The 13,017-nt window shown below is 72.8% G+C and carries 8 protein-coding genes; 5 read left to right on the top strand and 3 right to left on the bottom strand.

The window, feature by feature from the left end; all coding sequences use genetic code 11:
- The first annotated feature begins 49 nt into the window (after positions 1 to 49).
- The 3 genes from rimO to VHA72_RS06245 all read left to right on the top strand — a co-directional run bounded on the left by rimO (position 50) and on the right by VHA72_RS06245 (position 4,913).
- Positions 50 to 1,450 (top strand): 30S ribosomal protein S12 methylthiotransferase RimO, encoded by a 1,401-nt coding sequence (gene rimO / locus VHA72_RS06255; RefSeq protein WP_325573584.1) that lies wholly within the window; start codon positions 50 to 52, stop codon positions 1,448 to 1,450.
- 4 nt (positions 1,451 to 1,454) lie between these two features.
- On the top strand, positions 1,455 to 2,060 hold the full coding sequence (gene pgsA / locus VHA72_RS06250; RefSeq protein WP_325573582.1) for a CDP-diacylglycerol--glycerol-3-phosphate 3-phosphatidyltransferase: 606 nt from the start codon (positions 1,455 to 1,457) through the stop codon (positions 2,058 to 2,060).
- Between the two features lie 177 nt (positions 2,061 to 2,237).
- Positions 2,238 to 4,913, top strand: a complete 2,676-nt coding sequence (locus VHA72_RS06245) for an ExeM/NucH family extracellular endonuclease (protein WP_325573581.1) — start codon at positions 2,238 to 2,240, stop codon at positions 4,911 to 4,913.
- A 6-nt stretch (positions 4,914 to 4,919) separates the two neighbouring features.
- Here the strand turns inward: VHA72_RS06245 and VHA72_RS06240 are convergent, their stop codons facing one another.
- Positions 4,920 to 6,719, bottom strand: a complete 1,800-nt coding sequence (locus VHA72_RS06240; RefSeq protein ID WP_325573580.1) for a glycoside hydrolase family 15 protein — start codon at positions 6,717 to 6,719, stop codon at positions 4,920 to 4,922.
- A gap of 31 nt (positions 6,720 to 6,750) precedes the next feature.
- Here VHA72_RS06240 and VHA72_RS06235 point away from each other — a divergent pair, with 31 nt between their 5' ends.
- Complete coding sequence (locus VHA72_RS06235; RefSeq protein ID WP_325573579.1) at positions 6,751 to 7,266, top strand: CinA family protein; 516 nt, start codon at positions 6,751 to 6,753, stop codon at positions 7,264 to 7,266.
- 38 nt (positions 7,267 to 7,304) lie between these two features.
- Complete coding sequence (locus tag VHA72_RS06230; RefSeq protein ID WP_524538572.1) at positions 7,305 to 7,610, top strand: helix-turn-helix domain-containing protein; 306 nt, start codon at positions 7,305 to 7,307, stop codon at positions 7,608 to 7,610.
- A gap of 33 nt (positions 7,611 to 7,643) precedes the next feature.
- On the opposite strand, the gene VHA72_RS06225 is transcribed toward VHA72_RS06230, so the two are convergent.
- Both VHA72_RS06225 and VHA72_RS06220 read right to left on the bottom strand, forming a co-directional pair.
- The gene (locus tag VHA72_RS06225; protein WP_325573577.1) at positions 7,644 to 8,393 is read right to left on the bottom strand and encodes a DNA-formamidopyrimidine glycosylase family protein; all 750 of its coding nucleotides are present in this window, start codon (positions 8,391 to 8,393) and stop codon (positions 7,644 to 7,646) included.
- Positions 8,380 to 13,005, bottom strand: coding sequence for an ATP-dependent helicase (locus tag VHA72_RS06220; protein WP_325573576.1), 4,626 nt, complete (start codon positions 13,003 to 13,005; stop codon positions 8,380 to 8,382). The genes VHA72_RS06225 and VHA72_RS06220 overlap by 14 nt, the downstream gene beginning before the upstream one ends.
- Positions 13,006 to 13,017 lie beyond the last annotated feature (12 nt).

The following is a 13,017-nucleotide window of genomic DNA, read 5'->3' as shown; positions in this document are numbered from 1 at the left end:
GGCGCGTCATACTCGACGGACGATGACTGAGACGACCTCCGCCGCACCGCTGTCCGTCGCGATGGTGACCCTCGGGTGCACCCGCAACGAGGTCGACTCCGAGGAGCTGGCCGGGCGGCTGCAGGCGGGCGGCTTCCGGCTGGTCGAGGATCCGGCCGAGGCCGACACCGTGGTGGTCAACACCTGCGGGTTCGTCGAGCAGGCCAAGAAGGACTCCGTCGACACGCTGCTGGAGGCGGCGGATCTCAAGGAGTCGGGCCGGGCCCAGGCCGTGGTGGCGGTGGGCTGCATGGCCGAGCGCTACGGCAAGGAGCTCGCCGACAGCCTTCCCGAGGCCGATGCGGTGCTGGGCTTCGACGACTATCCCGACATCGCGGCCAAGCTGCGCGGCATCCTGGCCGGTGGCCACCACCAGGCGCACACGCCGACGGACCGGCGGCTGCTGCTGCCGATCACGCCGGTGGAGCGGGACGCCTCGAGCATCCCGGTGCCCGGTATCAGCGTCGACGTCAAGGACTTCTCCGCGGTCCGCGCCCGCCTCGACGACGCGCCGTGGGCCCCGCTGAAGCTGGCCAGCGGCTGCGACCGGCGCTGCACGTTCTGCGCCATCCCGAGCTTCCGCGGCTCGTTCGTCTCCCGCCGGCCCAGCGACGTGCTCCACGAGGCCCGGTGGCTGGCACAGCAGGGCGTCAAGGAGCTGTTCTTGGTCAGCGAGAACTCCACGTCGTACGGCAAGGACCTCGGCGACATCCGGCTGCTGGAGTCGCTGCTGCCCGAGTTGGCCGCGGTCGACGGCATCGAGCGGGTGCGGGTCTCCTACCTGCAGCCCGCCGAGACGCGGCCGGGCCTGGTCCAGGCGATCGCCACGACGCCGGGCGTGGCGCCGTACTTCGACCTGAGCTTCCAGCACGCCTCCCACGCAGTGCTGCGCCGGATGCGGCGGTTCGGCGACCCGGAGAGCTTCCTGGACCTCCTGGAGCAGGTACGCCGCCAGGCCCCCGAGGCCGGCGTGCGCTCGAACGTGATCGTCGGCTTCCCCGGGGAGACCGAGCGGGATCTGGAGATCCTGTGCGACTTCCTGACGGCGGCGCGGCTCGACGTGACCGGCGTGTTCGGCTACTCCGACGAGGACGGCACCGAGGCGGCCGGCTTCGCCGACAAGCTGGACGAGGACGAGGTGCTGGCGCGTGCCGCCCACGTCACCTCCCTGGTCGAGGAGCTGACCGCCCAGCGGGCCGAGGAGCGGATCGGCGAGACCGTCGACGTACTCATCGAGGAGACCGACGGCGAAGTCGTCGGTCGGGCGGCCCACCAGGGCCCCGAGGTGGACGGCCAGACCATGCTGGTGGGCGACGTGGCCGGCCGGCGCCCTGGCGACCTCGTGCGCGCCACGGTGGTGGCCAGCGAGGGCGTCGACCTCGTCGCCGAGGTCGGGCCCGCTAGGGTCTAGCCCCGTGACCGAACCCCGGGTGAGCAACTGGAACGTCCCCAACGTCTTGACGACGCTGCGGATCGTGCTGGTGCCGTTCTTCGGCTGGGCACTGCTCGCCGACGGCGGCCACGACGCCAAGCTGAGGCTGCTGGCCTGGGCGATCTTCTTCGTCGCGATGGTCACCGACAAGATCGACGGCGACCTGGCGCGCAAGCACAACCTGATCACCAACTTCGGCAAGATCGCCGACCCGATCGCCGACAAGGCGATCACCGGGATGGCCTTCATCGGCCTCTCCGTGATCGGAGAGGTCTGGTGGTGGGTCACCATCGTGGTGCTGGTGCGCGAGTGGAGCGTCACGTTCGTGCGGCTCGGCGTCGCGTCCAAGGTGGTGCTCGCGGCCGACACGCTGGGCAAGTGGAAGACCTTCATCCAGGGCATCGCGCTCGGTGGGCTGGTGCTGCCGCTGCGTGATCCCGACGCCGCGCACTGGTGGCACACGACCGGCGATGTGCTGCACTGGGCGTTCGAGCTGTGCCTGGCGGTCGCGTTCGTGCTGACTATCTGGTCGGGCGTGCAGTTCTACGCCAGCGTCTGGCGCCAGCGGGCCCGGCTGCGATCTGCCTGAGTCGTTCCTGACGACGAGGCCGTCGACGGCGTAGCGTCGGCGCAGGAGGGCGTTCACGCGACGTTCTCCCGGCAGCGGTCGTCCCGTCCCCGGCGGGCGATTGGGTTGTCGCGTCTCGGGATCGCGTGGGACCCACCGGGCCGAGACGTCCGTCAGCGACTAGTTTCGGGAGCCCACATGTCACGACCCCATCTTCGAGCTGCGCTCGGACTCGCCGTCACGGCGGTCCTGGGTGCGGGCGGCCTCGGCGCGCTCAGTCCGGCCCAGGCCAATACCGCCGGCACCGGCCTGGTGATCAGCGAGGTGTACGGCGCGGGCGGCAACAGCGGTGCCGTCCTCGACCAGGACTTCGTCGAGCTCGCCAACCCGACCGGCGCCGCCATCGCGCTCGGCGGGCTGTCGGTGCAGTACCGCTCGGCGACCGGCACCGCCAACCCCAGCGGCGTGGTGCCGCTGACCGGCACCGTGCCGGCCCACGGCCACTTCCTGCTCGGTCTCGCCAGCGGCAGCACCGGCGCCGCGCTGCCCACGCCGGACCAGGTGGGCACCGGCGTGAACCTCAGCGGCACCACTGGCACGGTCTTCCTGGTGCAGGGGACCAGCGCCCTGACCGCCCCGCCGACCGGCTCCATCGTCGGCGATCCGGCCATCCTCGACCTGGTCGGATTCGGCATCTCCAACACCTACGAGGGCACCGTCGCCCCGGCGCCGAGCGCGACCACCTCCATCGCGCGGGATGCCAGCGAGGCCGACACCGACGTGAACGCTGCCGACTTCACCGCCGACGCGCCGACGCCGGAGAACAGCGGCTCGCCCGGTGGCGGCACGCCGCCGCCCGTCGAGCCGGTGAGCGCCACCATCGCCCAGATCCAGGGCACCGACACCGACACCTCGCCGTACGTCGGGCAGAGCGTGACCACCACCGGCGTGGTGACCGCCGCCTATCCGACCGGGGGCTTCAACGGCTTCTTCCTGCAGACCGGCGGCACCGGCGGCCGGCACGACGCGACCCCGGGTGCCTCGGACGGCGTCTTCGTCTACGGCTCGGCCGCGACCGCGCAGGTGCGGGTCGGCGAGAGCGTGTCGGTGACCGGCCAGGTGCAGGAGTACCAGGGTGAGACCGAGATCTCCACCACCGGTGCCTCGGCGGTGAGCGAGCTCGGCACGCCGCTGGCGCCCGTCGTACCGGAGCGGCTGCGGTGGTCCCAGCTCGACTCCGACACGAAGCGCGAGGCCCACGAGGGCGAGTTGGTGGCGCCGCAGGGCCACTTCACGGTCACCGACAACTACAACACGAACTTCTACGGCGAGATCGAGCTGGCCGCCGGCAAGCGGATGCTGCGTCAGCCCACCGACGTCGGGACGGCCGGCAGCCGGGCGGCCAGTGCGCAGGCGGCGTACAACGCCTCGCACGCGGTCTTCATCGACGACGGCTCGAGCTGGAGCTACACCGCCACCAGCCACTCCAGCGACCCGCTGCCCTGGCTGACGCCGAATACGCCGGTCAGCGACGGTGCCGCGGTGCGCTTCCACCAGCCGGTGGTGCTCGACTTCCGCAACAAGCAGTGGAACCTCCAGCCGCGGACCCAGGTCGTCGGTGACGGCTCCGCGGTGGCCACGTTCTCCGACATGCGCCGGGCCAAGCGGCGGCCTGCCGCGGTGGGCGGGTCGGTGCACCTGGCGACGTTCAACATGGAGAACTTCTTCACCACCACCGGACAGGCGTTCGTGGCCGACAACCCCGGCGCGAGGTGCACCTACTACGACGACCGGGCGGGTACGCCGGTGAGCGACAACGACTGCACCTTCGCCGACGGCTCGCCGGGCCCGCGCGGCGCCGCCACCGACGCGGCGTACCGCAAGCAGCTCGCGAAGGAGGTCGTCGGCATCAACGGCCTCGGCGCCAGCATCGTGTCGCTGGAGGAGGTCGAGAACGCCGTGAAGTTCGGCCAGGACCGCGACGCCACCGTGGCCGCCCTGGTGGACGCGCTGAACGCCGTCGACGGCGCCGGCACCTGGGCCTACGTGCCTTCACCGGCCGCGGCCGACCTGCCGCCGCTGGGGGAGCAGGACGTGATCCGCACGGCGTTCATCTACCGGCCGGCAGCGGTCACGCCGGTGGGTGCCTCGCACGTGCTGGCGGACGACTCGGGGCCGGGCCAGCCGTTCTCGATCGCCCGCGAGCCACTGGCGCAGGGCTTCAAGGCCGCCGGCACGTCGGACCGGGAGGCGTTCCTGGTCGTTGCCAACCACCTCAAGTCCAAGGGCGCGGACGCCGACGCGCTGTTCAACGACTGCCCCGGCGGGGATGCCGAGAACACCGACCCGGCCCTCGATCAGGGCGCCTTCAACTGCACCCGGGTGCACCAGGTCAAGGACATGTGGGCGTGGGCTCAGCAGCAGGCCGGCGCGCTGGGCACCGACAAGGTGTTCCTGGTCGGCGACTTCAACGCCTACGACCACGAGGACCCGATCGAGTACCTGCGCCAGCAGGGCCTGACCGAGCTGGCGGGCCGCTTCGACCCGAGCCACTCGTCGTACTCCTACGACGGGCTGGAGGGCTCGCTGGACCACGTCCTGGCCACGCCCGCCGCGCTGCGGCTGGTCACCGGCGCCACCATCTGGCAGATCGACGCCCAGGAGTCGGTGGCGTTCGCCTACAGCCGGGACAACTACAACATCACCCAGTTGTACGACGGCACCGACCCGTTCGCGACCTCCGACCACGACCCCGAGGTCGTGGGACTGGCGCTGCCGCGACACGGCGGTGAGCACGCGCCCAAGCCCGGCCACGGCTCCGGCCACGGCTCCGGGCGCGGCCCTGGCGGCAACCCCGGCCGCGGGCACCGCTGAGACGAGTCACCCCTTGACCGGCGCCGCCCCCGAGGGGGCGGCGCCGGCCAGGGCGAACGCCGCGTGGATCAGCGCCAGGTGACTGAACGCCTGCGGGAAGTTGCCCACCATCCGGTCCTGGACGGGGTCGTACTCCTCACTCAGCAGGCCGACGTCGTTGGTCAGCCCGACCAGCCTGTCGAAGAGCGCGTTGGCATCGTCCCAGCGGCCGGCGCTGGCATAGGCGGCGACCAGCCAGAACGAACAGGCCAGGAAGGGATGCTCGTCGCCGGTGAGCCCGTCGACGCCGCTCTGGGTGCGATAGCGCAGCACCAATCCGTCGCGCATCAGGTCCTCCTCGACCGCCTTGATCGTGCCGAGGACGCGCGGGTCGTCGCCGGGCAGGAAGCCCATCATCGGGATCATCAGCAGCGCGGCGTCGACCTCCGTGGTCGCGTCGTGCTGCACGAAGGTGTTGCGGGTCTCGTCGTACCCGTCCTTGAGGATCGCCTCGCGGATCTCCTCCCGGATCGTGCGCCACTCCTCGACCGGCCCGTCCAGGCCCTGCTCCTCGACGCCCCGGATGACGCGGTCGAAGGCGACCCACGCCATCAGTCGGGAGTGGGTGAAGTGACGCGCCTGGCCGCGGATCTCCCATAGCCCGTTGTCGGGATCGCGCCAGTGCTTGCCGAGCTCGGTGACCAGGGCGCGCTGGAGCGACCAGGCGTTGGGGTCGGGCTCGGCACCGAGTGCACGGTCGAGGTAGAGCGCGTCCAGTACCTCCCCGAGCAGGTCGTTCTGCAACTGCTCGACGGCGGCGTTCCCGATCCGGACCGGTCGGGAGTTGGCATAGCCGGGCAGGTCGTCGAGGGTGTACTCGCCGAGTCGACGCCGGCCGTCGATGCCGTAGAGCACCTGCAGGTCCTGGGGGTCGCCCGCCACCGTGCGCAGCAGCCACTCCCGCCACAGGGTCGCCTCCTCGGCGTACCCGGCGCGGATCAGACTGGAGATGGTCAGCGCGGCGTCGCGCAGCCAGCAGTAGCGGTAGTCCCAGTTGCGCTCGCCGCCGAAGTCCTCGGGGAGCGAGGTCGTCGGCGCCGCGACGATGCCACCGGTCTCGGCGTCGGTCATCAGCCGCAGCGTCTGCAGCGAGCGGACCACGATGTCGCGGTGCGGCACGTCGGCGGCGCAGCGCTGCGCCCACTCCTCGTCGGCGGCGATGGTCTCCTCCACCCCGGCGCCGAGCGCGCCCAGGTCGCCCAGCGGCCGGTACGACGGCAGCCAGCTGGTGGCGAAGACCAGCTCGTCGCCCTCGGCGACCTCGAAGACGTCACTGTGCCGGTGGTCGCTCGCCTCCGGCAGCCGGGGACCGCGCAGCACCAGCATGTCGGGCCCGGCGACGGCGGTGATGACGCGCTCGCCGGCGACCTCCTCGCGGCGTACCCACGGCAGGATCCGGCCGTAGTCGCAGCGCACCACCCAGGCGTGCGCCACCTGCACCCGACCACGGACACCGCGCAGGATGCGGACCAGGTCGGCCCGGCCATCGCCGGCCGGCATCACGTCGGTGAGCGTGATCTCGCCCTCGGCGGTGGTGAACGTGGTCTCCAGCGCGCTGGAGGCGCCGATGTAGCGGCGACGGACCTGGTAGGAGCCGGTCGGGGCCAGCCGCCAGAACCCGTTCTCCTCGGTGCCCAGCAGGGCCGCGAAGCTGGCGGGCGAGTCGAAGCCGGGCAGACACAGCCAGTCCACCGAGCCGTTGGAGCCGACCAGTGCGGCGGTGCGACGGTCACCGATCAGGGCGTATTCCTTGATGGGGAGGGCCATGAGCTGAGAGTACGGGCCCTACGATCGGGACATGGCCGAGCCGACGCTGCCCACGCGTGTCTATCTGATGCTCCATGCCGGCAAGGACACCCTGGCGACCGCGGAGTCGCTGACGGGAGGGCGGCTGGCGACGATGATCACCGACGTTCCGGGCGTGTCGGCGGTGTATCTGGGCGGCGTGGTCAGCTACGCCACCGAGGTGAAGATCTCCCTGCTGGGCGTGCCGGAGGAGCTGGTCGCCGAGCACGGTGTCGTCTCCGCCGAGTGTGCGGTGGCGATGGCGACCGGAGCCCGCGGGCTGACCGGGGCGTCGTATGCGCTGTCGACGACCGGCGTGGCCGGCCCGGACGAGCAGGAGGGCAAGCCGGTCGGCACCGTGTACGTCGGCATCGCGGGGCCGGGGTTCGCCGACGCGGTAGCGCTCAACCTGGCCGGTGACCGGCCGACGATTCAGGAGAAGGCGTGCATCCGGGCGCTGGAGGAACTGGCCGACCGGCTTTCCACCCCACGGACGGACGTGCGACGGGAATCAGGTTCCCTCGGGTAGCGTTGGCATCCCAGCAGGCAGCGAGCGAACGGAGGTAGGTGGCCATGGTGCTGTTTCGTCGTGTTCTCGGCGACGTGCTCCGCGCGCAGCGCGTCGACAGGGGGATGACCCTGCGTGAGGTGTCCGCCGAGGCCCGCGTGAGCCTGGGCTACATCTCCGAGATCGAGCGCGGCCAGAAGGAGGCATCCTCCGAGCTGCTCGCCTCGCTGTGCACCGCGATGGACGTGAGCCTCGCCACCGTGCTGCGTGAGGTCTCCGACGCGGTCGCCCTCGAGGAGGCCGCGACCATGCCGGTGCCGATCCCGGTGCGGACCACCGGCGACGTGGTCGCCTCCGCCGCCTGACCGTCGAGAGGTCACTTTCGGCGGGTCGAGAGGTCACTTTCGGCGCTGGCAGCTGGGGCACAGGTACGCCGGGCGCTCTCGGCCCGGTGGCCCGACCTGCAGCCGGACCACCGGCGTGCCGCAGCGTCGGCACGGCTGCCGGTGCCGGCCGTAGACCCACAGCCGCCGGCTCATGCTCCACTCCGCCCTCAGCATCTCCCGGGTGCGCTCCAGCAGCCGGGGCAGGTCGGGCACGGCATCGACCGGGGTGAGCGGGTGGACGCCGCTGAGGAAGGCGGTCTCGGCGGCGTAGATGGTGCCGATGCCGGCGAGATTGCGCTGGTCGCGCAGCGCCTCGAACAGCTGCGCCTCGGGATGCTGGCGCAGTCGGCGGACGGCCTCGTCGAGGTCCCAGTCGGGGCCGAGCAGATCGGGACCGAGATGGTCGAGCCGGCCGCGCTCTTGGGCGGTCGGCCACAGCTCGACGGTGCCGAGTGCGAAGCCGATCGCGCCGATGTCGCCGGCGGTGAGGATGACCCGGGCCTGGTGGGCGAGTCTCGGCCAGCGCTCACCGGCCCGACGTATCCGCCAGATGCCCTCCATCTTCAGGTGGGTGTGAAGGGTCAGATCACCGATCCGGGTGAGCAGGTGCTTGCCGCGGGCGGCGGTGGAGTGCACCGGCTGACCGGCCAGATCGACCGTGGCGAGACGCGGGACGCGGAAGTCCGTGCCGGTCAGCACACGGCCCGACAGCGCCCGGTCGAGCAGCCGGGCGGTCCGCAGGACTGCGTCACCCTCGGGCATCGGCCGCGCCCTGGAGGCCGTCGATGCCGCGGCCGCCGTCGTCCGCGCGCAGTCGGAGGCCGCGCGGAGTGGCGACGAACCCCGCCCGCTGCAACGCCTGCCGCAGGGGCGTGTCGCCGGTGCCGAGCAGCGGTGCGCCATCGGCCCGCTCCACGGTGAGCCGGCCGAGCGCACCGCGCCGGACGGCCATGGCCAGCTCTGCGGCCGCCGGGGCGAGCAGGCGCTCTTGGTCGCTCCAGGTGAGCAGCGTGCGCCCGCCGCGCTCGACGTAGAGCGTCAGTGCGCCGTCGACCAGGACCACGAGTGCGCCTGCCTTGCGGCCGGGCTTGTGACCGGTGTCGCCGTCGGCCGAGGTCGGCCAGGGCAGAGCGCCCCCATAGGGATTGGCGGGATCGGTCGCTGCCAGCGCCACGGCGACCGGTGGCGCTCCCTCGGCGAGGGTCGCGAACGTCCGCAGCCGGTCCACCGCTCCCGCCGTCCCGAACTGGGCGGCGCCGAGGCCCTCCACGAAGTAGCCACGACGGCATCTGCCGGAGTCCTCGAAGGCCGAAAGCACCTTGTAGACCGCCGCAAACCCGCCCGGGGTGCGCTCGGCGGCGACGGCGCCTCGGGTCACGACCCCGTGCCGATCCAACAGCCGCTCGGCGGCGGCATGCGCGCGCCTGGTCGGATCGGTGTCGAGGGCGGGCAGCAGGCTCCACCGGCCCGAGGTCGCGGGCGGTCCGGTACGGCTGGGCATCCGGGGGCGCCCGCCCGAGAGGGGGCGGTCGGCGAGACGGGCCCGCGGCGGCGGTCTACGGGAGCGGTGCGCCGGGGTGCCGCTGCGGGTGAGCGCGCGCACCGGTGTCAGCGTGTCGTTGCCGACCCGGCCGGCCCAGACCAGCTCCCACAGGGCAGCGCTGAGTGCGGTGTCGTCGGTGGCGCCGACCGCGTCGGAGAGCTGACGGAAGAACCAGGCGCCACCTGGCGCGAGCGCGTCCAGCAGACGCTGGGCGAGCTCACTGTGCTCGAACGCCTCGGGCATCGGCAGAGTCAGGTCGGCGCTGTCGGCCAGGTGGAGCGAGATCCAGCCGTCGCTGCCGGGCAGGGCGCCGCGGCCGGCCCACAGCACCTCGCCGGAGGCGGTGAGCTCGTCGAGATACGCCGGCTCGTAGTCGGCCACCCTTGCTCCGAGCACCAGCGGCTCGAGTGCGCTGGCCGGCACCGGGCACCCGGCCAGCTGCTCCACGACCGCCAGCACGCCGTCGATGCCGCGCAGCCGCCGGGTGGTGGCGATTCGCTGCCAGGCGGGCAGGAACCGGGCCAGCGCCGTCGGCTCGACCGGCTCCACCTCCTTGCGCAGCCGTGCCAGCGAGCGGCGGCGCAGCGTGCGCAGCACGTCGGCGTCGCACCACTCCGCGCCCGACCCGCCGGGCCGGAACTCGCCGTCGAGCACGCGGCCACGCGCGGCGAGCCGCTGGAGGGCGTGCCGCACGATCGCGGCGCCGACGCCGAGACGGTCGGCGACCTGCTCGACGGTGAAGGGCCCATGAGTGCGGGCGTAGCGGGAGACCAGGTCACCGACCGGATCGTCGACCGGCTCGGCGAAGGTCGCGGGCGTGCCGGGTGGGACCGGGACGCCGAGCCCGTCGCGCAGCCGGCCGACGTCCTCGACGACCGCCCAGCGCGGCTCGCCCGCGATCCGCACCTCCACGACGCGGCGTTGCTCTCGCAGCCGCTCGAGCCAGCGCGCTGCGGGCGCGTCGGCGACGCTGCGCTCGGCGACCTCGCCGAGGCCGAGCGGTCCGACCAGCCGGAGCAGGTCGGCCACCCCCTCGGGGTCGCGGGCGCGGCGCTCCGGCGTCGTCCGCTGCAGCTCGGCCTCGACGTCGGCCAGCACGTCGGGGTCGAGCAGTTCGCGCAGCTCGGCCCTGCCGAGGAGCTCGGCCAGCAGACCCTGGTCGAGGGAGAGCGCGGCGGCCCGACGCTCAGCGATCGGGCTGTCGCCCTCGTACATGAACTGCGCGACATAGCCGAACAGCAGACTGCGCGCGTACGGCGAGGGCTGCGGGGTGGCGACGTCGACCACCTGCACCTCGCGCCGCTCGATCCGGGCGAGCAGGGCGACCAGCGACGGGAGGTCGTAGACATCGCGCAGGCACTCGCGGACGGCCTCGAGCACGATGGGGAAGCTCGGATACTGGGCGGCCACCTGGAGCAGCGCGGCCGAGCGCTGCCGCTGTTGCCATAGGGGCGAGCGGCGGCCGGGGTCGCGCCGGGGGAGCAGCAGCGCCCGGGCGGCGCACTCCCGGAAGCGGGACGCAAACAGTGCCGACCCACCGATCTCGGCGGTGACCACGTCCTCGATCTCGTCCGCTCCGAAGACGATCACCTCACCGCTCGGCGGCTCGGACTCGGTCGCGGTGCCGCCCTCGCCCTGGTAGACGCCGTCGGGGATCCGGATGACGATGCCGTCGTCGGAGGCGACCGCCTGGCCGTCCACGCCGTACCGCTCGCGCAGCCGGGCGTTGATCGCCAGCGCCCAGGGAGCGTGCACGGGGGTGCCGTAGGGCGTGTGCACGACCAGCCGCCAGTCGCCGAGCTCGTCGCGGAAGCGCTCGACCACGATGGAGGTGTCACTGGGCAGCACCCGGGTCGCGTCGAGCTGCTCGTGCAGGTAGCCGACCAGATTGCCGGCGGCCCAGGTGTCCAACCCGCTGGCCCGCACCCGCGCCTCGGCTGCGGCCCGGGGGAGCGCGGCGAGCTCGCGGGTGAAGGCTCCGATCGCGGCGCCGAGCTCTGCCGGGCGGCCCAGCGTGTCCCCCTTCCAGAACGGCAGCCGGCCGGGGATCCCGGGCGCGGGGGAGACCAGCACGCGATCGTGGGTGATGTCCTCGATCCGCCAACTGGTGGCGCCAAGGGCGAAGACGTCCCCGACCCGGGACTCGTAGACCATCTCCTCATCGAGCTCGCCGACTCGTCGGCCGGTGCCCTCGCCGATCAGATAGACGCCGAAGAGGCCGCGGTCGGGGATGGTGCCGCCGCTGGTCACCGCCAACCGTTGGGCGCCGGGTCGGCCGGTGAGCATGCCGGTGACGCGGTCCCACACGATCCGGGGCCTGAGCTCGGCGAACTCGTCGGAGGGATAGCGCCCGGCCAACAGGTCGAGGGTGGCGTCGTAGGCACTGCGCGGCAGCCCGGTGAACGGCGCCGCCCGCCGGACCAGGTCGAAGAGGTCGTCGACCTGCCACGGGTCGATCGCCACCGTGGCGACGATCTGCTGGGCGAGCACGTCGAGCGGGTTGGCCGGAACGCTGAGCGCCTCGATCTGTCCGCCGCGCATCCGGTCGACGGCGACGGCGGTCTGGGCCAGGTCGGCCCGGTGCTTGGGAAAGAGCACTCCGCGGGAGACCTCGCCGACCTGGTGTCCCGCGCGGCCGACTCGCTGCAGCGCGCTGGCCACGCTGGGGGGTGACTCGATCTGGACCACCAGGTCGACCGAGCCCATGTCGATGCCGAGCTCCAGGCTGCTGGTCGCGACCACGGCCGGCAGTCGGCCGCGCTTGAGGTCGTCCTCGATCAGGGCGCGCTGCTCCTTGGAGACCGAGCCGTGGTGTGCCTTGGCGATCACCGGCGCGGCACCGCGAGTCTGGCCGGACTCCGCCATCACCTGGGCAGGTGGACGGAGCCCGGGATCGAGCGTCTCCCCGGCGCGCTCGGCGGCGATCTCGTTGAGCCGGGCGGTCAGCCGCTCGGCGAGCCGCCGGGAGTTGGCGAAGACGATGGTCGAGCGGTGCTGCTCGATCAGGTCGGCGACGCGCTCCTCGACGTGCGGCCAGATCGAGGCGCTGCGCTGGGGGTCGCCGTCGCCCTCGACGTACTCCTCCGGGGCGGTCATGTCCTCCACCGGCACCACCACCCGCAGATCCCACTCCTTCACGGCCGGCGGGGCGACGATCTCGACGGGCGCGGCGCCGCCGAGGAAGCGGGCGACCTCGTCCAGCGGCCGCACCGTCGCGGAGAGCCCGATGCGCTGGGCCGGTCGATCGAGCAGGGCGTCGAGGCGCTCCAGGCTCAGCGCCAGGTGGGCGCCGCGCTTGGTGCCGGCGACGGCATGCACCTCGTCGACGATCACCGTCTCCACGCCGCGCAGCGACTCGCGCGTCTGCCCGGTGAGCATCAGGAAGAGCGACTCGGGCGTGGTGATGAGGATGTCCGGCGGCGTGGTGGCCAGCCGGCGCCGCTCGGCGGCGGTGGTGTCGCCCGACCTCACTCCGACGCGCAGCTCGGGCACCTCGACGCCGAGGCGGGCGGCGGTGTGGCCGATGCCGGCGAGCGGGGCGCGCAGGTTGCGCTCCACGTCGACCGCCAGTGCCTTGAGCGGTGAGACGTAGAGGACCCGGCAGCGACGCTGCCGCTGCGGCGGGGGCGCGGTGAGCAGGCGATCGATCGACCACAGGAACGCGCTCAGCGTCTTGCCCGATCCGGTCGGCGCCACCACCAGCGCGTGCCGGCCGGCGCCGATCGCCGCCCACGCCCCCGCCTGCGCGGGCGTGGGCGCGGCGAAGGCGGCCGCGAACCACTCCCGGGTGGGAGCGCTGAACGGCGCGAGCGCAGCGGACGGATCGGACATGTCGTCCATCCA

The sequence above is a fragment of the Nocardioides sp. genome (assembly GCF_035547795.1).
Taxonomy (GTDB): Bacteria; Actinomycetota; Actinomycetes; order Propionibacteriales; family Nocardioidaceae; genus Nocardioides.
The sequence above is the reverse complement of the archived record's forward strand: the minus strand, read 5'-3'. Positions and strand labels throughout refer to the sequence as shown.

Coding starts and splice junctions, on each gene's coding strand:
- VHA72_RS06245 (WP_325573581.1), top strand. CDS start 2,238: ATGTCACGACCCCATCTTCGAGCTGCGCTCGGACTCGCCGTCACGGCG.
- VHA72_RS06240 (WP_325573580.1), bottom strand. CDS start 6,719: ATGGCCCTCCCCATCAAGGAATACGCCCTGATCGGTGACCGTCGCACC.
- VHA72_RS06235 (WP_325573579.1), top strand. CDS start 6,751: ATGGCCGAGCCGACGCTGCCCACGCGTGTCTATCTGATGCTCCATGCC.
- VHA72_RS06225 (WP_325573577.1), bottom strand. CDS start 8,393: ATGCCCGAGGGTGACGCAGTCCTGCGGACCGCCCGGCTGCTCGACCGG.
- VHA72_RS06220 (WP_325573576.1), bottom strand. CDS start 13,005: ATGTCCGATCCGTCCGCTGCGCTCGCGCCGTTCAGCGCTCCCACCCGG.